Raw genomic sequence first — 21,862 nt, 5'->3', positions numbered from 1 at the left:
GGGGTGCGTGTCCGAGTCCGGAGCACCGAGCACCCCCACGCGGGGGCGACCGGTCGGATCATCGGCCGCGCCACAGGCGGGGCCGCGGCGGTCGGTATGGACTGGGAGGTGCGCACCGACGGCGGAGTGTTCGGGTTCTTCGCTGCGGCGGCCGACCTGCAGGTGATCGGCGATGCCTGACGCCGCCCAGCCCACCGACCAGCCCGCGGAGATCGACCCGGCGGACGGCCCGCCCACCACATGGGTGGATCACGTCGTCGCCCTGGCGGCCGAGCACGAGCACCTGCCCTCGCTGCTGACCGACCCGGTCGACGCCCTGTCCGTCGACGGGCACTGGCAGCTCTACCCCTGGGCGCTGCGCCTCGACGTCGCCTCGATGCTCGCGTGGGCAGCCCAGTTCGACGGCGGCCTCACCGCCGCGGCGGTCACGCTGCGCTCGATCCCGGGCGGGGCCGCGGTCACGGTGTCCGGCCGCTACGCCGACACCCCGACCGACCTGATCGGCATGACCCACCGCCACGACGGCGGCCCCGGCCCCCGCACCGTCGACGCGCTCCGCGAGCTCGCACACCACGAGCTCGCCGCGCTCGGCCGCACCCTCGACGACCTGCGCCTGGACCTCGCCCAGGCCACGGACCCCCTCAACACGCTCGGATCGGTGACCGCATGAGCTCGCCCGCCCCCGCCTCGGCCCCGCTGGTGTTCGTGGACACCGAGACCGACGGCACCCACCCCGACCGCAAGATCTGGGAGATCGCGATCATCCGCCGCGAACCCGACACCGACCGCGGCCCCGGCCGAGAGACCACCTGGCAGTCCTTCGTCGAGATCGACCTCGGCGCGGCCGACCCGTTCGGCCTCCGAGTCGGGCGCTTCCACGAGCGCCACCCCTACGGCCGCTACCTGTCCGGGCGGGCCACCGAGCGCCCGGAGGCCGACGACGACGACGCGACCACCCACGTCCTGCACCCCAACGGCAGCGAACTGTGGGACGGCTACCTCTCGGGCATCTCCGCGGCCGAGGAGATCGCCCGCCTCACCCACGGGGCGCACTGGATCGGCATGGTGCCCGGGTTCGACGCCGAGGCGGTCGCCGCGCTGCTGCGCTTCCAGGGCCTGACCCCGACGTGGGACTACCACCTGACCGACGTCCGGCCCCTCGCCGCCGGGTACATCCTCGGCCGCGGCGGCGACGCCTCAACCGCGATGCCCACCGCCGAACTCAGCTCCCTCTGCGGGGTGCCCGAGGCCGCCGAGGACGAGCGTCACACCGCTCTCGGTGACGCCCGGTGGACCATGCGGCTCTACGACGCGATCACCTCCGGCCGCGCTGCGGGGCTGCCCTCGTGACCAGCGTCGACCCGCAGACCTACGCCAACCCCGACGTCGACAGCTTCGTCCACTCGCTGCGGCTGACCTGGTCCGCGGCCGGGCAGGCCGTCCGACACGCCGTGCAGGAGATCTCCCCGCCGCTGGCCGAGGCGCTGCGCCTGCTCGACCAGGCCGCCCGGCAGGTCCCGCCCCCGCCCGCCCCGATGCGGTCCTGGCACTCCTGGCGCGACCGCGAGGGCGACGTGTGGATCCCGCGCGTCGACGGCACCTGGTGGCTGCTCTCGGAGTCCGCCGTGCCCGACCTGGCCACCCTCCAGGACCGCTACGGCCCGCTCTGGGACGTCGGCCCCCACGGCGCGCTGCCCCCACCGCCCGCGCCCCGCCGCGAGAGCACCACCCCCGACGGTCAGGAGATCTAGTGGAGTCCCCAGACAGACGCGCGAAGCGCCCCATCCGCGGCGGCATGTTCGTCGCCCAAGGGCGGTACCGGCCCCGGACCAGCCCCCGCACCTCGCGCGGCGTCCACCTGCTCTCGCTGCCCCTCGACGAGCACGGCACCCCATTCCGCACCCGCCGCGCCACCCCGCGCGCCGACGCCCGCCGCCGCGAGCTCGCCGCCGATCGGAGGGCCTGATGGGCTGCCACCTCGCGCCCCGGATCATCGGGGCCCCCGACACCGGCGGGAACTGCTGCGAGGGCGCCTTCGACGATGGCCCGGAGGCCTGCACCTGCTGGACTCCGGTCTACGACCTCGAACAGAGCCCGCCCGACACCCGGGCCGCCGAGCTGCTCGCGGCCGGGATCGAGCCCAACACCCGCCCGCGGATGTGCGAGGACTGCGCCTACCGGCCGACCTCGCCGGAGCGGACCGGCGCCGAGGACGTCGCGGGCGACGCGGAGTTCCTCGAACGCATCGCGCGCCGCGGGGAGCGGTTCTTCTGCCACCAGGGCATCCGCCGCCCGGTCAAGCTCGTGCACCCCTCCGGCGCCGAGATCCCCGGGCACACCGCCGCCTACGACCCCCCGATCGCCGCCGGGGTCCCGTGGCGCGCCGACGGCACCCCCGCCGAGCTCTGCGCCGGATGGGCCGCCCGCCGCCGCGCCACGCTCGCCGCCGAGAGGACCCGCTGATGGAGACCGTCACCGTGAAGACCACCCCGTCGGCAGTCCTCCGCGACGCGGCCCAGGTAACCGCCAAACCCGCAGGCGAGCCCTGGTACGAGCGAATCGCTCGTGGCATCGACGCCCTGGGCTACGCGATCGCCCCCAAGAGCGGCGACGCCTGCGCGGGCCCGGTCGTCGTCGAGCTACCCGAACCCGACGACCACGACGTGGTCGAGGACGACGAGGGCCGCCGCGGCGCGGTCCCGTCCTGGTCGCTGCACTCGCACGTCACCTTGGCCGAGGCGGTGCAGGCCTGGGCTGAGGGGCTGGACTTCGAGGGCGACCTCACCGACTCCGCGGAAGCGCTGCGCGACCTCGAACGCGACGCCCTCAAGGTCCTCGCCGCGATCGCCACCCACCGCCGAGCGGCGAGGCGAACCCGGGGCGGCCAGTGTGACGGCGTGCACGACCACGTCGGCCGGGTGCCCGCGCGGTGCCCGCGCTGCGGCTCGCACAACCCGAAGCTGCACCCGGCCGTGCAGCACGAGGGCGAGGTGCACGTCTGCCCGCACCCCTGGCACGGTCCGCAGTGACCGCGGCGGTGCGGGTCAACACCCGCGCACTGATCGGATTCCTGTCCGACCTGATCCACACCGCGTTCACCGACCCCCGCGTCGGCGGCCTGTCCGGGGTACTGGTCCACACCTCCCGCGGCGAGTGGGGCGTCGAGCCGGGGGAGAAGGACCTGCTCTGCGGGGCCTCGACGACACGCCTGGTCGCCGGGCACACCTACACCGACTGTCAGGGCCAGCTTGACGGCCCGTCGCTGTGGCCGGTGCGCGACTGCCAGTCGATCATCGCCGTGTTCAAGTCCTCGGCGAAGGCCGACGAGCACCACACCGTCGACGTCGACCGCGACGGGCAGACGGTGACCGTGTGCGAGGACCCGAACCTGTTCAACGACGGCCTGTCGCTGTCGTTCTCGCAGATGAAGCTGCACGACTTCCCCGGGATCACGCTCTACCAGCACCTCGACCGCACCACCGCCCACCGGGTCGAGGTGGCCGCCGGACGGATCGAGGAGGCGTTGCCGCGCACCGACTTCACCGCCGGCGCCGCGTCGGCATTCGTCAAGGTCGCCGAGCGGCGCAAGGCGACGATGTCGTGGTACCGCACCCATCAGCGCGAGCCCATCCTCGTCGAGATCGGCCCGCACTACCGCGGCGTGCTCATGCCCCAGCGCTACGAGCCCGAGGGCGACGAACGCCGCCCCGGCGCCGAGGCCCACCCGCCCGACCTCGCCGACCTGGCGCGCCGCATCGAGGCCGACAAGGCCGCGACCAAGCCGGGCGTGAAGACCGGCCAGCTCGCCGTCGACGACACCCCGCAGGAGACCTCCGATGGCGATTGACCGCTACCCCACCCAGCGCACCGACGACCCGAAGGGCTGGCTCAACTTCGGTGAGCTGCGCGAGCTCGTGGCCGAGGCGATGCGCCGCGACGTCCCCGACGACGCCGTGATCCGCGGCGAGGCCATCCCCTTCCGGATGGCCGACCTGGGCAACCCCAAGGGCGGCGTGCTCCGCTCGATCGCCATCGACGACCGGCCCGCCCGATGACCGGCGAGCAGATCACGCGGGCGGCGTTCGTCGGTGTCGGCGCCCTGCTGATCGGATGGTTGGCGTGGCTCGCGCGGCCGCGGCCGTACAACATCAACGGCGGGCTCCCCCGCGGGATCACCGCCCCGATCGGCGTGCTGCTGGGGATCGCCCTGGTCGTCCTGGGCAGCACGGGGTGGATGTCGTGACCGCCCTGCTGCCGGTCCCGGGTGGCCTCGCGCGGGCCCTGCGCGTGTTCCGGCTGGGGCTCGGGTTCGGCTACCCGCTGTGCTGCGTGCTGCGCTTCGCCTGGGACATGGCCCTCGACCGCTACCCGGGCGTCCTGCGTGGCTCGATCACCCGCCCAGCGGGCGAGTCGTGCGTGCCCTGCGGGCTGCTGCACCGCACCGCGCCCGACACCCCGTGCCGGCTGTGCATCGGCGACAACCGGCAACCGAACCGGCTCTGCCCGGCCCATCGGGTCGCCGAGCTGGAGCGCCTGGCCCGCGCTCGGCCGCTGCTGCGGCACCAGCCGCTCGAACCGCGCTGGCCGGACCGGAGGTGTCGGCTGGGCTGGCACCGCTTCCTCCAGCGGGACGTGATTGCCGCCCGCGAGGTCGACGTCGCGGGCCGCGGCCGGGTCGTGCTGGTCACCCGGATCTCGGCGTGCGCGCGGTGTGACTGCATCCGCCACGAGCAGAACGCGGCGGGTCGGGTGGTCGCGGCGGCCGCGGGTGAACCGTGAGCTGGCGCGACGAGGCCGCCTGCCGTGACGCCCCGGATCCGGACGAGTTCTTCCCCAAGACCTCGAAGGGCCCCGGGTCGGGGGAGTCCGGCGTGAGCCGGGTCCGGCGCCTGGCCCGGAAGTGGTGTGCCCGCTGCCCGGTCCTCGACGAGTGCGCCGCCGAGGCCGACGAGGACAAGCTGATCGGCCTGTGGGGCGGGGTGTACCGCTACGGCGGCGCGGGACGGTACCAGTGGACCAAGGTCCTCGCCGTCGCCCCGGATCCCCGGCCGCGGCCGCGTAAGCCGGGCCCACCGCCCGGAATCCGGGCCGCCTCGTGACCGGCCCGCCGTCCCCGCTGACGTGCCGGGTCCTCACCGGCGACCTGGGCGACGTCGCGGGCCTATCCCCAAGCGCGCGGCGGCACCCGCTCGCGACCCGGTCGGGGATCGCGCTGTTCGGGCGGATCCTGGCTGCCCAGGCCGTGTGGCGAGACCTCACGACACCCGGACGTCAAGCCCTCGTTGACAGCTACCAGGCCGCAGTCGCCGGTGCCGCGGTGGGCGATCGGATCCCGCTGCCCGCCCTCGTCGACGTGCACCCCCGCACCGCCTCCGCGCTGCGCCGCCGCGGCCTGATCGAGCACGGCCGCCTGACTCCGGCCGCGGTCGACGTCGTCACCTACGCCGGACTCGACCCACCGTCGCGCCCGACGACCAGTCCACCCACGACACCGGGAGGTCTGCCATGAGCATCCCCCGGAGCATTCGCACGCTCCCCGCCCACCTGCCCCTGCTACGCCTGATCGCCCCCGTCGCGCTGCGGCTGCTCCTGCGCCGCCCCGCCCGCCGCGGCGCGATGGTGGACGGCTGCGGGGTCCCGCGCGACCCCCTGGAGTCGGCCATGCTCGCCGAGCTGCGCGCCGCGGATCGACGGCCGCGATGACCGCCACCGACTCAGTCAAGCCCACCTTGACAGGACGGCCCCGTCGGCGATCGCGCCGACACCGGGAGAACCCCGACTACGCCGCGTTCGCTCGCCGGATCGTGCAGGCGCACGGCCGCCGGGTCGCCGACGGCGACATCGAGGGCCTGGCCGATCTCGCCCGCCTCGCCGAGGACGTCGACACCGCACTGACCGCGGCCGTGGTCGGACTCGCCGACCGCGGCTACACCTGGGCCGAGATCGGCGCCCGGCTCGGCATCACCCGCCAGGCAGCGCACCAACGCTTCGCCCGGGAGGTGTCGCGCGATGGCCGGGCAACTCCACGGTGAGGTCCTCTCCTACGCCCGCCGCCTGTACCGGGCCGGGGTCTCGCGCAACGCGATCGACGCCCTGTCCGTCGTGGCCGAGGCCTGCCGGGTCGAGTCCCGCCGCGGCGAGGTGTTCCGCGGCCGGGTCGCCGACAAGCTCTGCGCCACCGAGCGCACCGCCACCCGCGCCATGGCCGAGCTGATCGGGCACGGCCTGGTCGTGGTCGTGCAACGCGCGGGCGGCCGTGGTCGCACCGGCCGCGGCACCGTCTACGAGATGGTGTCGCTGCCCGCCTGGCTCCACGACCCCGTTCCTGGATGTCCCGCCGATCCCGATCCGGGAGACACGCCTGTGTCCCGCGGACCCGATCCCGAACAACGATCCGCGGGACACGATGGTGGCGCGCCGATCGACCCGACCGCCTGTGGACAACCCGATCCGCGGGACATCCCGGGCCCATCGGCGGGACATCCTGGTGTCTCCCCTCCCGTAGGTCCCGTAACTACTCCTGGGGGGACTACCGAGGTGACCACCCGACCGCGCGCGACCCGAACGCCCCCACCCACCCCGACCGAGCCGAGACACGACCCCGGGTCGGTGTGCGGTCAGCTCGACTGCCGAGCCCCCGCACCCTGCGGGGCCTGCGGACGGGCCCGACGGGCCGAGGCCCAGGCCGCCGACCGGGCCGCGGCCGAGGCCGCCGCGCAGGCCCGACGCGAGCAGGCGCACCTCGCCGAGCGGGAACGCGAACGACGCCGCGTCGCCGCCGCGACCTGCCCGAACGGCTGCGAGCAGGGCTACGTCGGCACGTGGGTCTGCGACCACCGCCGGATCCTCGCGGTCCAGGACTGCGCCGGGTACCGCCAGGCCCTCCAGGTCGCCGCCGCGGCCGCCGCCAGCGCCGACCGCAAGGCCGCGCTCGACCGCACCCGCCACCCGGCCCGACAGCTCCGGCGTCGCCCCGGTCCCTGGCGGCCGCTGCCCGCCCCAGCGGCCGCGATCGCGTCCTGACCAGGAGGTTCGGAGATGTCTCGACGGCGCCCGACCCGGGCCGAGCTCGCTGCGCACTACGCCCGCGAGTGGCTCGCCGAGCGCGACGCCGCCCAGACCGTGCCGTGCCCGACCTGCGGGGTCGACGTCGACGAGACCTGCCAGCACCTCGACGGCAGCGGCCCCCTGGACCGCCAGCCCGCGCACTACCGGCGCATCCGCGCCGCCGCTGACCTCGCAGCCACCCGCCGCACCGCGACGGGACCCCGCCCGCCCGAACCGAGGAGCTCCCCGACATGAAGATCACTCGTTGCGACGCCACCCCAGCACCGCGCCAGCTCGACGAGCACGACGAGGTCCTCGCCGTCCTCGAACTACCCATCACCGTCCACGTCCTCGGCGCCCAGGCCAAGGCCTACGAGATCCTCGCCGAGAGCCGCGGCCTGCAACCCCCGGTCCTGCTCTTCGACGGCACCAACCGCGTCGTGGCCCGCCGCCTCGGCGCTCCCGAGCGGGGGACCATCTGATGGCCTGGCTGTACCTGGTGTTCGTCGGCGCGGCCGCGCTGGGCCTGCTGCTCGCCGGGATCGGCATCTGCGTCGAGGCCCACACCAACCGCCGACGCCAGCGGATCGACGCGGGTCGGCCCCACGGCCTGCGCGACGAGCTCGCCGCCGATCTCGCCCGCGTCCAGCTAGGCCGCCGTCGGTGACCCGGGGCCACACCTGCGAGGCCGAGGGCGGCTGCGACCAGACCACGCCCGCGCACCTGTGCGGCGCGCATTTCACCGAGCTGCTGCGCGCCCTACGCGGCGTCGGGCGCCTGACCCCCGAGCTGCGCGTCACCCTGACCCGCCAGGCCGTCTCCTCCGCAGTCGGGGACTCCACCAGCGACGCCGGACTGCCCTACGCCGAGGCCGCGGCCGACCTGTACTGGATCGCCGGGGAGACCCTGCGCGTCTGGGCCTTCGACGTCGCCCGCATCGTCGGCTACCAACCCGCCTACCCCGACCGCACCGCCCACCTCGCGGGCTGGCACATCGCCCACCGCCAGGTCCTGCGCCACCTGCCCGACATCGCCCAGATGCACGACGAGACCCGCTGGCTCGCCCGCACCATGCGCACCGCCATCTACGGGCCCGGGCCGCTGCAGTCCCTCGGCCCGTGCGACACCTGCGGCCGCGCGCTCGGCGCCGCGGCCGGACAGGCCGCGGTCACCTGCCCCGGGTGCGGTGCCGTCTACGACGTCCCGACCCGCCGCCGGGCCCTGCTGAGCGAGGCCAAGGAGCAACTGCTCACCGCCACCGAGCTCTCCCGCGTGATGCCCGAGCTGCTCGGCGACCAGCTCGCCGAGCTCAAGACCGAGCGGATCCGCAAGTGGGCCAGCCGCGGCCGCCTGGTCCAACGGCCCGGCCGGCGCTACCGCGTCGGCGACGTCCTCACACTGCTCAACGTCGAGCTGAGCACATGACCCGCTACGAGTACTTCGAGTTCCCACCCGACGACATCCACCGTTCCGTGCTGGCCTGGCTGCGGCTGCACGGGATCGACGCCATGCGAGTGCTGATCCCGGGCTGGATCGAGCCGCGGCCCGGTCCGCGCCAGGTCGCCTACCTGTCCTACGTCGAGGACGACGACGGTCAGCCCGCGCTCGCCGCGGCGGGCCACATCGCCGAGCGCGTCGAGGTCCTGCAGCTTGAGTCGCCGCCCATGCCTCTGCCCGAGGAGTTCATCCGATGGGCGTGGCAGGACGTCGGCGCACACCGCTGGGCGGTGACCCCGCCGTGAGCGGACCCACGCGCTACCAGCACCGGCGCATGCACGCGCTCTGGAAGGTCGCTCAAGTCCAGGACCGAGACGACCGCCTCCGCCTCACCTCCGCCATCATCGGCCGCCCGCTCGCGACGTCCAACGAGCTGACCGAGCGGGACGCCGACAGGGTGATCGACTACATGGCCGCCGTCGACGACGAAGGGCCCGGAGCCCTCGCCGTCAAGGCGTCGCGCTGGCTTGACCAGCAACGCAGGGATGGTCGATAACAGATGGCCAGACCCGTCCCAGTCTCGACCTGTCACGGTCCCGCCGACACGCCACTCGATCGTGGCGAGACTTGCGCTCGCCCGCGATCGTCTGTCACGGTGCCGCCGTCATCATCGGAGCAGTGGGTCAAGAACCCCCCCCGGTCGTCGACACCCCCCCCGGTGCAAGACCCCCGGCGGCACCTCCCCCCCCGAGGCCACCCGGGGGACCCGACCCCCGGCGGGTGGAACCCCAGCGCGATCCTCCGCTCCCGTGCGGAGGCGAGCACCTGATGCCCGAACGTCCGCCTCGCCCCTGCGTGGCGCCGAGCTGCTCGACGCTGGTCTACGGACCACGCGGTGCTCGGTGCCCGGAGCATCCGCGGGCCTCGGGTGGCTGGGCCGGACGCCCGACGTTCGAACAGCACTACGGGATGACCCGCAGCGAGTGGCGCTCACTCGCTCGCCGGGTCGTCGCCCGCGATCGGCATCGCTGCTACCTGTGTGGCCGTTGGGGTTCGGGCGCCGACCACGTCCAGCCGATCAGCGAGGGCGGAGCGGCGCGGGACCCGGAGAACATCCGGTGCATCTGCGACAACCGCGACCGGGCCGACAACTGCCACGACCGCAAGACCGAGCTCGAAGCGCGCGCGGGCCGAGCTCGCGCCGACGCCGCCCGCCGCGGCGCCGCCCCGACGGACTGACCCCCGGGGTAGGGGAGTTCGGATTTCCACGTACGCCCCAGGGCCAGCGGCGGCCGATGACTTTCCGCACGCACCCGGCATTTTCAGGTTTTGGGCAGGTCAGAGCATCGACCACCCACCGAGACATGATCAGGAGAGGAGGCCCGCCATGCACGGACCCGCCACCCCCGCCGCCGCGGCCGTCGACGACGGGCCTGCGACCGAGCGCGACCCCGTGCTCGACTGGCTCGCCCACCAGGCTGGCATCGCACCGGACCCGTGGCAGGCCGCGGTCGTCGCTGCGCGCGCCGAGGGCCGCCGCGTCGGGTTGATCGGCCGGGTGCGGCGGTCGTGGCCGTTGCTGCGCTCGGCGATCGAGGGCTGACCGGTGGGCGCCCGCGGCAAGCTCAAGCTGCCCAGCCACATGTCCGTCGTCGACGGCGGCCAGCCCGACGACGGCGTGCGCACGGTCGCCGAGCAGACCCCGCTCGCCGAGCCCGAGCACCCGGCCGGCTGGGACGACAGCGCGGAGGGCGCGGCCGAGCTCGCCGCGCTCTGGGAGCAGTACAGCGGCGAGCTCCACCAGGCCGGGCTGATCGCTCGCGTCGACGGCATGACGTTGGAGATGATGCTGCGCCACTTCCTCGCCGCCCGGCAGGCGTCTGAGGCGCTGGCCACCGGTGAGGTCCTCGTCGACGACCGCGACGGCGGTCGCAAGAAGAACCCGGCCGGCGCGGAGTTCCGCCAGCAGTCCGCCCTGATGCTGGAGTACGCCAAGCAGATGGGCATGACCTTCGCCGCTCGCCAGCGCATCGAGGTCCGCAACGACGACGGCGAACAGGGCGACCTGTTCGCCGCGACGGGCGGCGGCTGATGCCGCGGTCGATGGCCGGGCAGGCGCGCATGAGGCTGCAGCGCTACCCGATGGAGATCGTCGAGCTGCACCCGGGAGACCGCGTCGAGTTCCGCGACGAACCCCGCCGGGTGTGGTGGACCGTGCGCGCGGTCTCCACCGGCGGGCGGTGGGTCGTGCTCACCGTCCCGTTCAACGTCCGCCGGACCGTGCTCTACACCGTCATCGACTTCGTGTCGGGCGTCCGTGGGCCCGACGACTACGGCGGCCTGGGCTACGAGGACGACGAGCAGATCGCGGCGGCGCTGGCGCGATTCGAGGAGGGTGACGCCGAGGTGTCCGTGCGCTACGACGTGCGGCTCGACATCGCGGCCGTTCGGTGCCCGCACCGGAGCGTCTCGGAGCCCGAGTCGTGAGCCGCGCGATCTGGCGGTTCACCGCTCCGCTGGAGACCGAGACGCGCCTGCGGATGCCGGTCGGCGCGGAGATCCTCGACGTCGTCGCGGCCCGGGGTGGGACCACCGCGCTCGAAGTGTGGGCAATCGTCGACGTCGACGCGGTCGAGGAGCTCCGCACGCTGCTGGTGTACGGGACCGGCTCGCACCTCCCGGAGCAGGTGACCGCGGCCGAGCACCTCGCGACGCTGTCGATGGCCGGCGGCCGCTACATCTTCCACGTCTTCGAGGTCCCGGCGTGACCTCGCAGCACACGGTTCTGTCGTCCAGCGGCCAAAGACGCCGCGTCGGTGGGGTTCGAGTCCCCACGGACCGCGCGAGCCTGGTACCGGGCTCAGCGTGGTTCCCGCCCTGCAGAGCGGTGGCCCCCGACGCGGAGACCCAGGTTCGAATCCTGGCAGATCCTCTCGCGCTGACCGAGGCTCCGCGGCTGGGCTGAGGTGCCGCCGCGCGCTCGTACTGCGCGCTCTGTACCGGCGGCCACCCCGCAGCCGGTAGCGGAGCTGAGTCCGGAGGTCAAGTGGTACCTGCGGACACGCGGGTATCGGCTGCCGCGCTGGTGCAGACCGGCGGTGCGCACCCCGGAGCCGCGGGACTTCCCGGGCGCGTACTTCGACCCGGAGCGGGTCGACCGGGTGATCGCCTCGCTCAAGCTGCTCCGCCACACCCAGGGCCGGTGGGCGGGGCGGCCGCTGGCCCCGGACGCGTGGCAGGTCGCGTACTTCCTGGCGCCGGTGTTCGGGTGGGTGGCCCCGGATCCGGACCTCGACGGGCTCGTGGTGCGGATCATCCGCAACGCCTTCCTCGACGTCCCGCGCAAGAACGGCAAGACCACCCTCTCGGCCGGGCTCGGGCTCTATCTGGCGTTCGGCGATCGCGAACCCGGCGCCCAGGTGATCGCCGCGGCGGCGTCGAGGGACCAGGCCCGCAAGTGCTACGACCCGGCGAAGGCGATCGCGGAGAAGTCGAAGGCGCTGCGCCGCAGCGGCTGTCACCCGCTGCACTCGCGGATCGAGCGGCCGCGCGACCAGTGCAAGTTCGAGGTCGTCGCGTCCGTCGGTGACCTGCTGCACGGCGCGAACCCGCACGGCGCGATCGTCGACGAGCTCCACGTCCACAAGAACCCGGACGTCCTGGACGCGATCGAGTCCGGCACTGCCGCCCGCACACAGCCGCTGATCGTCATCATCACCACGCCTGACGATGGCAAGCCGAACTCGGTGTACGGGGCGAAGCGCCGCTACATCGAGCAGTGCGCGACCGGGGTGATCTCTGACCCGCGCCAGTACGGGGTGATCTTCGCGGCGCGGGAGTCCGACCCGCCGTTCGCCGAGACCACCCAGCGCCGGGCCAACCCGGGCTACGGGGTGTCGGTGTCGAAGAGCTTTCTGGACACCGAGGCGACCAAGGCGAAGGCCTCGCCCGCGAACATGGCCCGCTACCAGCGCCTACACCTGGGGATCCGCACCAAGCAGGCCAGCCGCTACATCACCCTGCCGGAGTGGGACCGCAACGCCGGTCAGGTCCGAGAGGGCCGCCTCGCCGGGCGGATCGCCTACGGCGGATTGGACCTGTCGTCCAAGCTCGACATGACCTCGCTGTGCTGGCTGTTCCCGCCGTCGAAGATCGGCGAGGGCTGGGATGCGGTCTGGCGGTTCTGGGCCCCCGAGGATCAGATCGCCGACCTGGACAAGCGCACCGCCGGTGCCGCGTCGGGGTGGGTCAAGGAGGGCCTGCTCGACGTCACCTCGGGGGCCACGGTCGACTACGAGGCGGTCAAGATCGTCGCCCGCGCCGATGTCGAGACGTTCCAGGTCAAGGAGATCGGGTTCGACCCGTGGAACGCCACCCAGCTCACAAACGACCTGCTCGGCGAGGGCATGCCGCTGGTGGAGATCCGGCAGGGCTACGCGACCCTGTCGCCCGCGCTCAAGGAGATCAAGCGGCTCCTGGCGACTGGGACGGCTGCGGACCCGCTGCTACGTCACGGCGGGAACCCGGTCGCCCGCTGGCACATGGACAACCTCGCCGTCGTGACGGATCCCTCGGGCAACGTCAAGCCGGACAAGAAGAGCGCCGCAGACAAGATCGACGGCGTGTCGGCGATGACCACCGCGATGGTCCGCGCGATGCATCACAAACCCCCACGCCGCAGCGCCTACAGCGGCGACGGCGGCGGCCTGGCCGTCGTCTGATCCGCTCGCGAGAGGAGCCCTCCGTTGATCAGGTACAGGCAGTGAGCGAGACCTTGGCGGAGGCCGCGACCCTCAAGCTCCGCATCCCGAATCGTCGCCCGGCCGACGTCGCCGCAGTCCTCGACCGAGGCGAAGGACCCCCAGTCGAGGAGTGCGAGAAGTGCCGAACCGCGGTCCTCCTCGGGGACCTGAGCGAGGCCTTCGGCAAGGACTTCGTGGCGCTCGCGCGCGCCATCGGAGGTGAACGACTCCTCGAACGGCACCTGGCCGCGGTCGAGCTCGACACCGTCGTCGCGTTCCGGGCCCACACCGGCGAGCGGTGCGAGCTCGCCGCCGCTGGCACGCCCGAGCCACTCGACCTCGACGACGACGAGGACGACTTCGACGACGAGGATGACGAATGAAGGACCTGCGCCGCTATCTGGGCACGCGGGTGATCCTCCAGCTCGACTTCGAGGGCGCCGGTGTAGCGGGGATCGTCGAGGGCGTGAGCGCCGAGACCGTGGAGCTGGTCGACGTCGAGGTGCACTCGGGTCGCCCGGGCGACCAGCCCAAGAAGGCCGACGGGCGGTTCCACGTGGTGCGCGAGCGGATCGTGTGGGTGCAGATCCCGTGATCTTCCAGACCCTCGGCGAGCTGAGCTCGCACCTGGAGTCCCGCCCGGGCCTGACCGTCGTCGACCCCGGGGTGCCGCTCTACGACGTGGCCAACCACCGGGCGGCCCAGGTGTGGCGCACCCAGCCCAGCGTGCGCAAGGTCGTCGACTTCGCCGCCCGCGGGGTGGCGTCGATCCCGCTGCACCTGCACGAGCGTGTCGACGACAACGACCGAGCGCAGGTCAACGACCACGTCTTGGCCAGGACGATGCGCCAGCCGCGGCGACGTCTGGCTCCGTTCCGGTTCTGGCACTCGGTGCTGGTGGACTGGATGACCTTCGACAAGATGGCGATCTTCAAGGTGCCGGGCGAGGACGGCGAGCTCAGCCTCGTGCGGGTCCCGGCGCGGCGGGTGCGGTTCGAGGGCGACGGCGTCGACGACGTGACCGCGATCCGGGTCGCGATGTCGGATGGCCGCTGGTACGAGTTTGACCCCGACGAGATGATCTACGACGCCGGGTATTCGGTGCGTGGGGTCAACGGCACCTCGCCGATGGAGACCCTGGCCGACATCCTCGGTGAGTCCACCGAGGCCGTCGCCTACCGGCGCACGGTCTGGAAGAACGGCGCGCGGGTGCCGGTGATCGTCGAGCGCCCGGCCGATGCGCCGGACTGGTCGGGGGAGGGCGGTGGCAAGGACCGGTTCATCGCCGGGCTGCGCAACTACACGCGTGGTGGCGGCGCGGAGGGCGGCTGGCCGATCTTCGAGGACGGCATGACCGCCAAGCCGATCGAGGCGTTCAAGCCGCGCGACACCGGGGACCTGGAGGGCCGCAAGCTCTCCGACGCCGAGGTCGCCTCGGCCTTCCACATCCCGCCGGAGCTCGTGGGTGCGCGGGAGGGCACGTTCTCCAACATCGACGCGTTCCGCCAGATGCTCTACGGCGACGCGCTGGGGCCGTGGATCACGCTGCGCGACCAGCTCCTCAACGTGCAGCTCGTCCCCGACTACGACCAGGGCCGCCCGCTCTACGTGGAGGGCAACGTCGAGGCGAAGATGCGCGGCAGCTTCCGCGAGGAGGCCCAGGTCCTGCAGTCCAGCGTGGGCGCCCCGTACATGACCCGCAACGAGGCCCGTGCCCGGCGCAACCTGCCCGCGGTCGACGGCGGCGACGCGCTGGTGACCCCGCTCAACGTGATCGTCGGCGGTCTGGCCTCGCCGAACGACACCGGCTCGCAGAACGCGGGCCCCAAGAACGCCCCGTCCGGTTCGGGCTCTCCACCCACGGGGACCGGACGGGGCACCCACGGCAAGGCCGACGACGAGGAGACCGCGGGGCCGCCGGAGGACCTCGCGGATCCGGACGCCGAGCTCGCGGTGTTCACCGACGACCTGGGCGCGTTCTTCGACCGCCAGTCCCGCTCGGTCACCTCCGCCCTGGGCGCCGAGAAGGCCCGTCGCAGCCGCGAGGAGCTCGCGCACGGCGCGGAGTTCAGGAAGGCCGGCGAGGTCGACGCGGTCTGGGACGCGGAGCGGTGGGACCGCGAGCTCGCCGCGGTGATCTCCCCGCGGATCATGCGGCTCGCGGAGGCGGGGGCGTGGGCGGTGCTCGCCCTCTACAACCCCGAGGCCGAGGGCTGGGACGCCGAGGTGATGACCGCGTGGCTGCTCGCCGCGGCCGCCAGCCACGCCGAGTCCATCAACTCCGCCACGAAGGCCCGTCTCGAGGAGGCGGTCGCCGACGAGGACGACTGGAAGACCCGCGTGGCCGACGCATTCGGGCACCTCGCCACCAACGCCGGGCTGTTCGCCCTGTCGATGCGCACCGAGGCGCTCGGGTTCGGCGGGCACGACGCCGCCGGCGCGTCCGGGCTGACCCACAAGACGTGGGAGACCACCTCGACCAACCCCCGCTCCGAGCACAAGCGCCTCGACGGGGAGACCGTGCCGATGGCCGACACCTTCTCCAACGGGGCCCGCTGGCCCGGGGACTCGGTGAACCTCGACGTCGACGACCGAGCCAATTGCAAGTGCATCGTCAAGTTCCACGTGGAAGGCGAGTAGATGACCGTCGTCCGGGAGTTCCGCACCCAGGTCAAGGCTGTCGGTGACGCCGATGGGCTCAAGGAGGGCCAGTACCGCGCCATCGTCAGCGTGTTCGACGTCGAGGACTCGTGGGGCGACGTCGTCATGCCCGGCGCGTTCACCGAGACCCTCGCCGAGTGGGCGGCCTCGGGGGACCCGCTGCCGATCATCTGGTCGCACGACTGGCGCAACCCGTTCGCCCACCTCGGCGTGGTGAAGGAGGCGGAGGAGACTGAGAAGGGCCTGCTCATCCTCGGGGAGATCCTCGACCGCGACACCAACCCGACCGCGGCCCACGTCTACGGGCTGCTCAAGGGTCGGCGGGTCACGCAGTCCTCGTTCGCCTACGACATCCTCGACTCCGGCTGGGCGACCCGCGACGGCGACGAGGTGTTCGAGCTTCGCCGCCTCAAGCTCCACGAGGTCGGGCCGTGTCTGCTGGGGGTCAACCAGGAGACCGAGCTGCTCGACGTGAAGGCCCGCACGATCGCCGCCCAGGTCAAGGCCGGGCGCGTGCTCTCGCAGACCAACTACGACCGGCTGTCCGCTGCGCGCGACAGCATCTCCGAGGTCCTCGACGCGGCCACCCCGCTCGACGACGACAGCAAGTCCAGAGGAGCTCACGGCCGCGCCACGGGCCGGGCCGCCACCGACGACGACCCCCGCGGGGGCAAGTCGGCCGCGAGCCTGTCCCGCGACCCCGCCCAGCTGATCGCCTCGATCGATCTGACCGAGCTCACCCTGATGGGAGAATCCGCATGAACCTGCGCCAGCAGCGCAAGGCGCTCCTCGACGAGGCCCGCGCCATCGGCAGCAAGGCCCGCGAGGGCAACCGGGACCTGACCGACGACGAGGTCGCCCGGATCGAGACGATCAAGGGTGAGGTCGACGAGCTCACCAAGAAGATCGACGCCGCGGGCCGTGCGTCCAAGGCCCTCGACGACCTGTCCGACGTGGACAACGACGCCGACGACGACAGCGACGACGACAGCGATGACGGCGGCTCGGGCGGCTCGGGAAAGGCCAGTTCGGGCTCCGGTGGAGACGGCCGTAAGGGCCGCTACCGCACCCGCGACCGCAAGGCCGGCGCCACCTTCGGTGACCGGTTCATCGGGTCCGAGGCCTACAAGGCCTTCCAGAAGAACCACCCGGGCGGCGCCGGGAACGGCACCCCGATCAGCATCGGGCGGGTCAAGGCGGGCTCGCTGGAGGAGTGGCACGACCACCGCAAGGCCACCCTGACCCTCGACGTCGGCCGCGTGCAGCCCATCCGGCTGCCCACGATCGACCAGGTCGACCGCGACCGGCTCACGCTGCTCGACCTGATCGCCCGTGGCAACACCGACGGGAACTTCGAGTACGTGCAGGTCACCGGCGTCACCCGCAACGCCGCGATCGTCGCCGAGGGCCAGCTCAAGCCGCTCTCGGACCTGCAGACCAACCTCGCCGACGCGAAGGTCTACACCTACGCCGACGGCTACGACGTCACCAACCAGCTCCTGAGCAACGCCCCGGCGTTCGCCAGCTACATGAACAGCGAGCTGGAGTACTCCCTCGACAACGTCGTCGAGGAGGTCCTGCTCAACGGATCCGGCACGAACGGGATCCCGAAGGGGCTGCTCAACACCACCGGTGTGCAGCACCAGGCGTTCGACACCGACATGGTCACCACCGTGCGCAAGGCCATCACCAAGGTCACCCGCATCGGCGGCTCGGTCACCGCGGTCCTGCTCTCGCCCGAGGACGACGAGAAGTGGGACCTGCTCCAGGACGCCAACCAGCGCTACTACGGACAGGGCCCGTTCGGGTCCGGCCCGGGCACCGCCTGGGGTCGCCCTCGCGCGGTGTCGGAGCGGCTCGCCGAGGGGCAGGTCATCCTCGGCGACTTCAAGCAGATCCAGCTCCTGGACTACGAGGGCCTGTCCGTGCTGGCGTTCAACCAGCACAAGGACTACGCCCAGCGCAACATGGTCTACGTCCGCGCGGAGCTCTCCGCGGCCCAGGTGATCTGGAAGCCCAACCGGCTGGTCACCGTCGACGTCGAGGCCTGATCCACCCAGACAGCGTCACCCGGCCGGCCCGTTGGAAGCGGTCAGGCTGCGGCTGTTGGTCACCGTGCCAGAGAAGCGCGGCAGGTCCCGGCCGGGTGGCGCCCCAATCCTTGCGACAGCACGGGAAGGAAGATCATGGCCGAGCACAAGATGCAGGTCATCAACGGCATCCGGTACCGCCCCGAGGACGTCCCGAAGGGCCACGCCGAGACCGAGCCCAAGGGCAAGCGCCGTCGCGGCACTGGCCCCCGCTCGACCTCCGCCGCCGGATCCGCCGCGGCGGGGGGCACCGCCACCGGCGGCAGCGCTGACCCCGGCGGTAGCACCGACCCCGGCCAGGGCACGCTGAGCCCCTCCGACGACGACCCGGCCGGCGGCGACGGTGGTACAGCCCAGAGCTGAGCGGCTCGCCGACCCCTCGGACCTCGCCGCCCTGCTCGGCGTGCGGAGCAACCACCCTCGGGTGGGGCCCGCGCTCGACCAGGCCTCGGCGCGGTTCCGCGGGGCGGTGCGCCACCCGGTGACCCGCACCCGCACCCGCGTGGTGATGGACGGCTCCGGCGTGCGGGACCTGCTGCTGCCCGGCGTGCAGGTCGTCTCTGCGATCGTGCATCTGCGACCCGCCGACGGCTCCGCCGCACTCACGCCTCTCGTGCGCGGTCGGGACTTCCAGGTGTCCTCGCGGTTCGGGATCCTGCGCCGCACCGCCGGGCCGTGGCCCGACCAGCTCGACGCTGTCGATGTCGACTTCGAGCACGGCTGGGAGGTCGTGCCCGACGACATCGCCGAGGCCGTCCTCGAACAGGCCGCGGCGGTGTTCCGCGGCCGCCCCGGCATCCAGTCCCTCGCCGTCGGCTCCGAGGCGACCACCTGGACACCGGGGGTGTCCGAGGCGTGGAAGACCGCGGTGGACCGCTACCACATCGGCCGCCGCTCGTGATCGGCCGCACATGATCTTCGAGCAGACGGTCGTGCGGCTGCGGGCCCCGCTCACCGCGGACCGGCACAACAACCGGACCCGGGACTGGGCCGCGGCCGCGCGGGTGGCCCTGGAGTTCGTGAACGTGCAGCGGGCCACGACCAGCGAGCAGACACCCGGCGGGAACCGGGACCAGACGGTGGCCACGTACTGGCTGCGCACCGACGACGGCGAGGACCTGGACCTGCTCGCCACCGACCGGGTCGTGCTCGACGACGGCACGGTCTGCGACGTCGTCGGCGACCCGGACCGCCGCCGGGACCCGCACACCGGCGGGGTCCACCACGTCGAGGTCACCTTGCAAGCGATCAGGGGGTAGACGGATGGCCGTTCGTGTGCAGCTCAACTTCGACGGGATCCGGCAGGTCATGCAGCTCCCGGTGGTGCGGGAGGCGCTGACCGCTCGGGCCCGCCCGATCGCGGCCCGGGCCGCGGCGATCGCCTCGGGGCAGGGCCTGCCCGAGGTGAGCTCGTCGATCGACGTCGAGAACGGCACCCGCCCGAGGGGGCGGACCTACTCGCGGGTCGTGTCGGCCCCGCCGAACTCGCTGACCCGCGGCCAGAGCGTGTCCTCGACCGACCGGCGCCGGATCCTCGCCCGCGCCGCCGACATCAACCTCGACTGAAGGGGGCCAGCCCGTGGCCACGCAGGACAGCACGCAGGAGACCGAACAGGCGTCGACGCCGCGCAAGGTGAAGATCGTCTACACCTTCCACCCGGAGGTGGCCAAGCAGGGCACCGAGGACGAGGTGTCCCCGGAGTGGGCGCGCAGCCTGGTCCGCCACGGCCGGGCCCGCTACGCCGACGCTGCGGCCCGCGACGCAGCCACCGGCGAGACGGGCGGCCCGGGGGAGGAGCAGGCCCCGTCGGGGGAGGGGGACACCCCGCCGCCGCTGGTCGAGGAGACCTCGGGCAAGACCCGCCGCCGCGCGACCGGCGGGCCGTCCGGCGCCTCGTCGGGCGGCTCGGGTGGTGAGCCCACCACCGACCGGTGACCGCCCCGCCGCATGCCCAGTTCCCGGAGCTGGCCCTCGAACCGGACGCCGAGGAGATGATCGTCCGCTACCTCGACGCGCGGTTCCGTCAGCTCGCCGGGGTCACGATGGAGGACCCGGCGCCGGTGCAGGTGGTCACCGAGCTCTGGCTCGGCCCGCCCGGGCCCAGCTTCGACGAGGAGCTGCCGGTCGTGCTGGTCACCCGCGCCGGGGGCGGGGACATCGCCAAGCCGGTGCTCAAGGGCGCCCGGATCGACGTCGACGCCTACCACGTGACCAAGGAGGCGGCCTCGCAGCTCGCCCGCCAGATCCAGGCGCTGCTGGCGCCGCGGATGGTGAAGAACGTCGTGATCGCCGGTGGCCAGATCTGCGAGGTCACCGAGGAGACGGGGCCGTCGTATCGGCCCTCTCTCGGCAAGGCCCGGGCCTACGGGCTCACCCACGTGTACACGATCAAGAAGAAAGGCGAGGCCTGATGACCGCACCAGTGCTTGACTTCGACCTGGACGCCGAGCTCGCGATGGTCGGGGTGACCGGAGGCGCCTCGTGGGCGCCGCTCGGGTCGACCCTGCCCTCGCTGATGGAGCCCTGGCCCGACGCGTTCACCTCGTTCGGCTACCTCAACGAGGACGGCCTGGAGGAGGAGCCCGACGCCGACTCCCAGTCGTTCACCGCCTGGCAGGCGCTCTCGCCGATCCGGGTCGAGGTGACCCGGGAGGTGTGGACGATGAAGTTCGTCTCGATCGAGTCGAACTTCTCCTCGGTCTCGGCCTACTACCGGGCCGCGCGGGAGGACTTCACCGAGCAGGGCGGGGTGGTGATCCTCAACCAGAAGGGCAAGCCGAAGCGGGACCTGCGCTGCTACGGCTTCGACGTCATCGACGGCACCAAGCACCGCCGGTTCGAGATGCCCGAGGCCGAGGTGACCGACCGCGGCTCGGTGGTCTACAAGTCCGACGCCCTGACCGCCTACGAGCTGACCGTCACCGCCTACCCGGGCCCCGACGGGATCAGCGTGCGCCGCAAGTTCAAGGAGGGGTGGGCGCTGCCGGCGCTGACCCCGTGAGCGGGGTGAGGGCGAAGGTCTCGCCCGCCGGGTTCGTCGCCCAGTGGCTCGCGCCCGGCGGTGACCTCACCGCCCGGTGGGTCGAGACCTACGTCGACGACGTCGGCCAGCTCGGGGTGCGCCTGCTCGACCCCGAGGACGTCGCCGACTGGCCCGACCTGCACCTGCACGACACCTGACCCTGCTCGACCCCGCTGGAGCTCGGCCCCACCGATCCGGTCCGCTCCCCAGTTCGAGGGCCGGCGCGCTGCCCTGGGCGGGCACATCGCGCCGGCCCTCACCCATGCCCGCCCAGCCCGCCCACCTCAAGGAGCACCTGTGCCCGACATCGACATGGACGCGATCCTCGCCCAGCGCGCGGAGGCGACCAACAGCGACGACCCGACGATCGCCACGTTCGTCTTCGCCCGCCAGGAGTGGGTGTTCCCGCACCCGATGTTCGCCGCCGACGACTGGAAGGACGGCCTGGCCGACGTCCAGAAGAAGGGCTCCAAGGGGGAGGCCAATGACGTCGACCTGGCCCGCTACTACCTCGGCGAGGAGCAGTACGAACGGTTCATCGAGGCCGGGGGCAACTCGGGCATCGTGCTGTTCGCCGTGCAGGACGTGATGCGCCAGATCCAGCACGAGGCACAGGAGCGCCCTACACGATCCTCGACGTTCTCTGCGAGGCGCCAGAAGCGATAGAGGCCGAGCTCAACGCGCTCTACTCCCCGCGCAAACCGATCTTCGAGTTCTGGCGCCGGGAGATCACCCTGCGCGAGCTCCGCGTCCTCGTCGAGAACCTACCCCCGGGCGGTGCCACCTACCGCGCGGTCAACGGCCACTACTGGACCGACGAGGAGAACCTGCTCGCCGACCTCATCGACGTCACCGCCGAGTA

42 protein-coding genes are annotated in these 21,862 nt (G+C 72.8%); all 42 read left to right on the top strand.

What is annotated here, in order from left to right; all coding sequences use genetic code 11:
- Positions 1-3: 3 nt before the first annotated feature.
- The 42 genes from L3X23_RS19760 (at position 4) to L3X23_RS19555 (ending at position 21,666) form a co-directional block, all read left to right on the top strand.
- Positions 4-180, top strand: coding sequence for a hypothetical protein (locus L3X23_RS19760; RefSeq protein WP_237193604.1), 177 nt, complete (start codon positions 4-6; stop codon positions 178-180).
- The gene (locus L3X23_RS19755) at positions 173-670 is read left to right on the top strand and encodes a hypothetical protein (RefSeq protein ID WP_237193603.1); all 498 of its coding nucleotides are present in this window, start codon (positions 173-175) and stop codon (positions 668-670) included. The genes L3X23_RS19760 and L3X23_RS19755 overlap by 8 nt, the downstream gene beginning before the upstream one ends.
- Positions 667-1,350, top strand: a complete 684-nt coding sequence (locus L3X23_RS19750) for a hypothetical protein (RefSeq protein WP_237193602.1) — start codon at positions 667-669, stop codon at positions 1,348-1,350. Before L3X23_RS19755 ends, L3X23_RS19750 begins: the two co-directional genes overlap by 4 nt.
- Complete coding sequence (locus tag L3X23_RS19745) at positions 1,347-1,751, top strand: hypothetical protein (protein ID WP_237193601.1); 405 nt, start codon at positions 1,347-1,349, stop codon at positions 1,749-1,751. Before L3X23_RS19750 ends, L3X23_RS19745 begins: the two co-directional genes overlap by 4 nt.
- Positions 1,751-1,966 (top strand): hypothetical protein, encoded by a 216-nt coding sequence (locus L3X23_RS19740; RefSeq protein ID WP_237193600.1) that lies wholly within the window; start codon positions 1,751-1,753, stop codon positions 1,964-1,966. Before L3X23_RS19745 ends, L3X23_RS19740 begins: the two co-directional genes overlap by 1 nt.
- Positions 1,966-2,463, top strand: a complete 498-nt coding sequence (locus L3X23_RS19735) for a hypothetical protein (protein ID WP_237193599.1) — start codon at positions 1,966-1,968, stop codon at positions 2,461-2,463. The genes L3X23_RS19740 and L3X23_RS19735 overlap by 1 nt, the downstream gene beginning before the upstream one ends.
- Complete coding sequence (locus L3X23_RS19730) at positions 2,463-3,029, top strand: hypothetical protein (protein WP_237193598.1); 567 nt, start codon at positions 2,463-2,465, stop codon at positions 3,027-3,029. Before L3X23_RS19735 ends, L3X23_RS19730 begins: the two co-directional genes overlap by 1 nt.
- Positions 3,026-3,847: a hypothetical protein gene (locus tag L3X23_RS19725; protein ID WP_237193597.1), complete on the top strand. Its 822-nt coding sequence runs from the start codon at positions 3,026-3,028 to the stop codon at positions 3,845-3,847. Before L3X23_RS19730 ends, L3X23_RS19725 begins: the two co-directional genes overlap by 4 nt.
- On the top strand, positions 3,837-4,055 hold the full coding sequence (locus L3X23_RS19720; protein ID WP_237193596.1) for a hypothetical protein: 219 nt from the start codon (positions 3,837-3,839) through the stop codon (positions 4,053-4,055). The genes L3X23_RS19725 and L3X23_RS19720 overlap by 11 nt, the downstream gene beginning before the upstream one ends.
- Positions 4,052-4,243, top strand: a complete 192-nt coding sequence (locus tag L3X23_RS19715) for a hypothetical protein (RefSeq protein WP_237193595.1) — start codon at positions 4,052-4,054, stop codon at positions 4,241-4,243. Before L3X23_RS19720 ends, L3X23_RS19715 begins: the two co-directional genes overlap by 4 nt.
- The gene (locus L3X23_RS19710; RefSeq protein WP_237193594.1) at positions 4,240-4,779 is read left to right on the top strand and encodes a hypothetical protein; all 540 of its coding nucleotides are present in this window, start codon (positions 4,240-4,242) and stop codon (positions 4,777-4,779) included. The genes L3X23_RS19715 and L3X23_RS19710 overlap by 4 nt, the downstream gene beginning before the upstream one ends.
- Positions 4,776-5,099, top strand: a complete 324-nt coding sequence (locus L3X23_RS19705) for a WhiB family transcriptional regulator (RefSeq protein WP_237193593.1) — start codon at positions 4,776-4,778, stop codon at positions 5,097-5,099. The genes L3X23_RS19710 and L3X23_RS19705 overlap by 4 nt, the downstream gene beginning before the upstream one ends.
- 218 nt (positions 5,100-5,317) lie before the next feature.
- A complete protein-coding gene (locus tag L3X23_RS19700) occupies positions 5,318-5,509 on the top strand; it encodes a hypothetical protein (RefSeq protein ID WP_237193592.1) in 192 nt (63 codons plus the stop codon).
- Positions 5,506-5,703: a hypothetical protein gene (locus tag L3X23_RS19695; protein WP_237193591.1), complete on the top strand. Its 198-nt coding sequence runs from the start codon at positions 5,506-5,508 to the stop codon at positions 5,701-5,703. Before L3X23_RS19700 ends, L3X23_RS19695 begins: the two co-directional genes overlap by 4 nt.
- Entirely contained in the window at positions 5,700-6,032 is a 333-nt protein-coding gene (locus L3X23_RS19690; protein ID WP_237193590.1) for a hypothetical protein, read from the top strand. Before L3X23_RS19695 ends, L3X23_RS19690 begins: the two co-directional genes overlap by 4 nt.
- The gene (locus L3X23_RS19685; protein ID WP_237193589.1) at positions 6,010-7,023 is read left to right on the top strand and encodes a hypothetical protein; all 1,014 of its coding nucleotides are present in this window, start codon (positions 6,010-6,012) and stop codon (positions 7,021-7,023) included. Before L3X23_RS19690 ends, L3X23_RS19685 begins: the two co-directional genes overlap by 23 nt.
- Positions 7,024-7,038: 15 nt before the next feature.
- Positions 7,039-7,302: a hypothetical protein gene (locus tag L3X23_RS19680; RefSeq protein WP_237193588.1), complete on the top strand. Its 264-nt coding sequence runs from the start codon at positions 7,039-7,041 to the stop codon at positions 7,300-7,302.
- Positions 7,299-7,529 carry a hypothetical protein gene (locus L3X23_RS19675; RefSeq protein WP_237193587.1) on the top strand — a complete coding sequence of 77 codons (231 nt, stop codon included), beginning with the start codon at positions 7,299-7,301 and terminating at the stop codon, positions 7,527-7,529. The genes L3X23_RS19680 and L3X23_RS19675 overlap by 4 nt, the downstream gene beginning before the upstream one ends.
- Positions 7,529-7,714, top strand: coding sequence for a hypothetical protein (locus L3X23_RS19670; RefSeq protein ID WP_237193586.1), 186 nt, complete (start codon positions 7,529-7,531; stop codon positions 7,712-7,714). The genes L3X23_RS19675 and L3X23_RS19670 overlap by 1 nt, the downstream gene beginning before the upstream one ends.
- The gene (locus L3X23_RS19665) at positions 7,711-8,472 is read left to right on the top strand and encodes a hypothetical protein (RefSeq protein WP_237193585.1); all 762 of its coding nucleotides are present in this window, start codon (positions 7,711-7,713) and stop codon (positions 8,470-8,472) included. Before L3X23_RS19670 ends, L3X23_RS19665 begins: the two co-directional genes overlap by 4 nt.
- On the top strand, positions 8,469-8,789 hold the full coding sequence (locus L3X23_RS19660) for a hypothetical protein (protein ID WP_237193584.1): 321 nt from the start codon (positions 8,469-8,471) through the stop codon (positions 8,787-8,789). The genes L3X23_RS19665 and L3X23_RS19660 overlap by 4 nt, the downstream gene beginning before the upstream one ends.
- Positions 8,786-9,040: a hypothetical protein gene (locus tag L3X23_RS19655; protein WP_237193583.1), complete on the top strand. Its 255-nt coding sequence runs from the start codon at positions 8,786-8,788 to the stop codon at positions 9,038-9,040. Before L3X23_RS19660 ends, L3X23_RS19655 begins: the two co-directional genes overlap by 4 nt.
- A gap of 413 nt (positions 9,041-9,453) precedes the next feature.
- On the top strand, positions 9,454-9,723 hold the full coding sequence (locus L3X23_RS19650; RefSeq protein WP_237193582.1) for an HNH endonuclease: 270 nt from the start codon (positions 9,454-9,456) through the stop codon (positions 9,721-9,723).
- Between the two features lie 148 nt (positions 9,724-9,871).
- The gene (locus L3X23_RS19645) at positions 9,872-10,087 is read left to right on the top strand and encodes a hypothetical protein (RefSeq protein ID WP_237193581.1); all 216 of its coding nucleotides are present in this window, start codon (positions 9,872-9,874) and stop codon (positions 10,085-10,087) included.
- Positions 10,088-10,090: 3 nt separating this feature from the next.
- A complete protein-coding gene (locus L3X23_RS19640) occupies positions 10,091-10,576 on the top strand; it encodes a P27 family phage terminase small subunit (RefSeq protein ID WP_237193580.1) in 486 nt (161 codons plus the stop codon).
- A gap of 29 nt (positions 10,577-10,605) precedes the next feature.
- Positions 10,606-10,971, top strand: a complete 366-nt coding sequence (locus tag L3X23_RS19635) for a hypothetical protein (RefSeq protein ID WP_237193579.1) — start codon at positions 10,606-10,608, stop codon at positions 10,969-10,971.
- Positions 10,968-11,252, top strand: coding sequence for a hypothetical protein (locus L3X23_RS19630; RefSeq protein WP_237193578.1), 285 nt, complete (start codon positions 10,968-10,970; stop codon positions 11,250-11,252). The genes L3X23_RS19635 and L3X23_RS19630 overlap by 4 nt, the downstream gene beginning before the upstream one ends.
- Before the next feature lie 330 nt (positions 11,253-11,582).
- The gene (locus tag L3X23_RS19625; protein WP_237193577.1) at positions 11,583-13,205 is read left to right on the top strand and encodes a terminase TerL endonuclease subunit; all 1,623 of its coding nucleotides are present in this window, start codon (positions 11,583-11,585) and stop codon (positions 13,203-13,205) included.
- A 53-nt stretch (positions 13,206-13,258) separates the two neighbouring features.
- Complete coding sequence (locus tag L3X23_RS19620; RefSeq protein WP_237193576.1) at positions 13,259-13,609, top strand: hypothetical protein; 351 nt, start codon at positions 13,259-13,261, stop codon at positions 13,607-13,609.
- Complete coding sequence (locus L3X23_RS19615) at positions 13,606-13,821, top strand: hypothetical protein (RefSeq protein WP_237193575.1); 216 nt, start codon at positions 13,606-13,608, stop codon at positions 13,819-13,821. The genes L3X23_RS19620 and L3X23_RS19615 overlap by 4 nt, the downstream gene beginning before the upstream one ends.
- Positions 13,818-15,866, top strand: coding sequence for a phage portal protein (locus L3X23_RS19610; protein WP_237193574.1), 2,049 nt, complete (start codon positions 13,818-13,820; stop codon positions 15,864-15,866). Before L3X23_RS19615 ends, L3X23_RS19610 begins: the two co-directional genes overlap by 4 nt.
- On the top strand, positions 15,867-16,649 hold the full coding sequence (locus L3X23_RS19605) for an HK97 family phage prohead protease (RefSeq protein WP_237193573.1): 783 nt from the start codon (positions 15,867-15,869) through the stop codon (positions 16,647-16,649). It begins immediately after the preceding gene.
- Positions 16,646-17,938, top strand: a complete 1,293-nt coding sequence (locus L3X23_RS19600) for a phage major capsid protein (RefSeq protein WP_237193572.1) — start codon at positions 16,646-16,648, stop codon at positions 17,936-17,938. Before L3X23_RS19605 ends, L3X23_RS19600 begins: the two co-directional genes overlap by 4 nt.
- Before the next feature lie 135 nt (positions 17,939-18,073).
- Positions 18,074-18,340 (top strand): hypothetical protein, encoded by a 267-nt coding sequence (locus L3X23_RS19595; RefSeq protein WP_237193571.1) that lies wholly within the window; start codon positions 18,074-18,076, stop codon positions 18,338-18,340.
- Positions 18,321-18,878, top strand: coding sequence for a hypothetical protein (locus tag L3X23_RS19590; RefSeq protein WP_237193570.1), 558 nt, complete (start codon positions 18,321-18,323; stop codon positions 18,876-18,878). The genes L3X23_RS19595 and L3X23_RS19590 overlap by 20 nt, the downstream gene beginning before the upstream one ends.
- A gap of 10 nt (positions 18,879-18,888) precedes the next feature.
- Positions 18,889-19,236: a hypothetical protein gene (locus L3X23_RS19585; RefSeq protein WP_237193569.1), complete on the top strand. Its 348-nt coding sequence runs from the start codon at positions 18,889-18,891 to the stop codon at positions 19,234-19,236.
- Positions 19,237-19,240: 4 nt separating this feature from the next.
- Positions 19,241-19,543: a hypothetical protein gene (locus L3X23_RS19580; protein WP_237193568.1), complete on the top strand. Its 303-nt coding sequence runs from the start codon at positions 19,241-19,243 to the stop codon at positions 19,541-19,543.
- 13 nt (positions 19,544-19,556) lie between these two features.
- Positions 19,557-19,913, top strand: coding sequence for a hypothetical protein (locus L3X23_RS19575; RefSeq protein WP_237193567.1), 357 nt, complete (start codon positions 19,557-19,559; stop codon positions 19,911-19,913).
- Positions 19,910-20,389: a hypothetical protein gene (locus L3X23_RS19570; RefSeq protein ID WP_237193566.1), complete on the top strand. Its 480-nt coding sequence runs from the start codon at positions 19,910-19,912 to the stop codon at positions 20,387-20,389. The genes L3X23_RS19575 and L3X23_RS19570 overlap by 4 nt, the downstream gene beginning before the upstream one ends.
- Positions 20,389-20,979 (top strand): hypothetical protein, encoded by a 591-nt coding sequence (locus L3X23_RS19565; protein ID WP_237193565.1) that lies wholly within the window; start codon positions 20,389-20,391, stop codon positions 20,977-20,979. Before L3X23_RS19570 ends, L3X23_RS19565 begins: the two co-directional genes overlap by 1 nt.
- Positions 20,976-21,158: a hypothetical protein gene (locus L3X23_RS19560; protein ID WP_237193564.1), complete on the top strand. Its 183-nt coding sequence runs from the start codon at positions 20,976-20,978 to the stop codon at positions 21,156-21,158. The genes L3X23_RS19565 and L3X23_RS19560 overlap by 4 nt, the downstream gene beginning before the upstream one ends.
- Positions 21,159-21,297: 139 nt before the next feature.
- On the top strand, positions 21,298-21,666 hold the full coding sequence (locus tag L3X23_RS19555) for a hypothetical protein (protein WP_237193563.1): 369 nt from the start codon (positions 21,298-21,300) through the stop codon (positions 21,664-21,666).
- Positions 21,667-21,862 lie beyond the last annotated feature (196 nt).

It is taken from the genome of Pseudonocardia sp. WMMC193 (assembly GCF_021728735.1).
Classification (GTDB): domain Bacteria; phylum Actinomycetota; class Actinomycetes; order Mycobacteriales; family Pseudonocardiaceae; genus Pseudonocardia; species Pseudonocardia oroxyli.
Note: the sequence above shows the minus strand (reverse complement) of the source record. Positions and strands in the feature narration are given on the sequence as shown.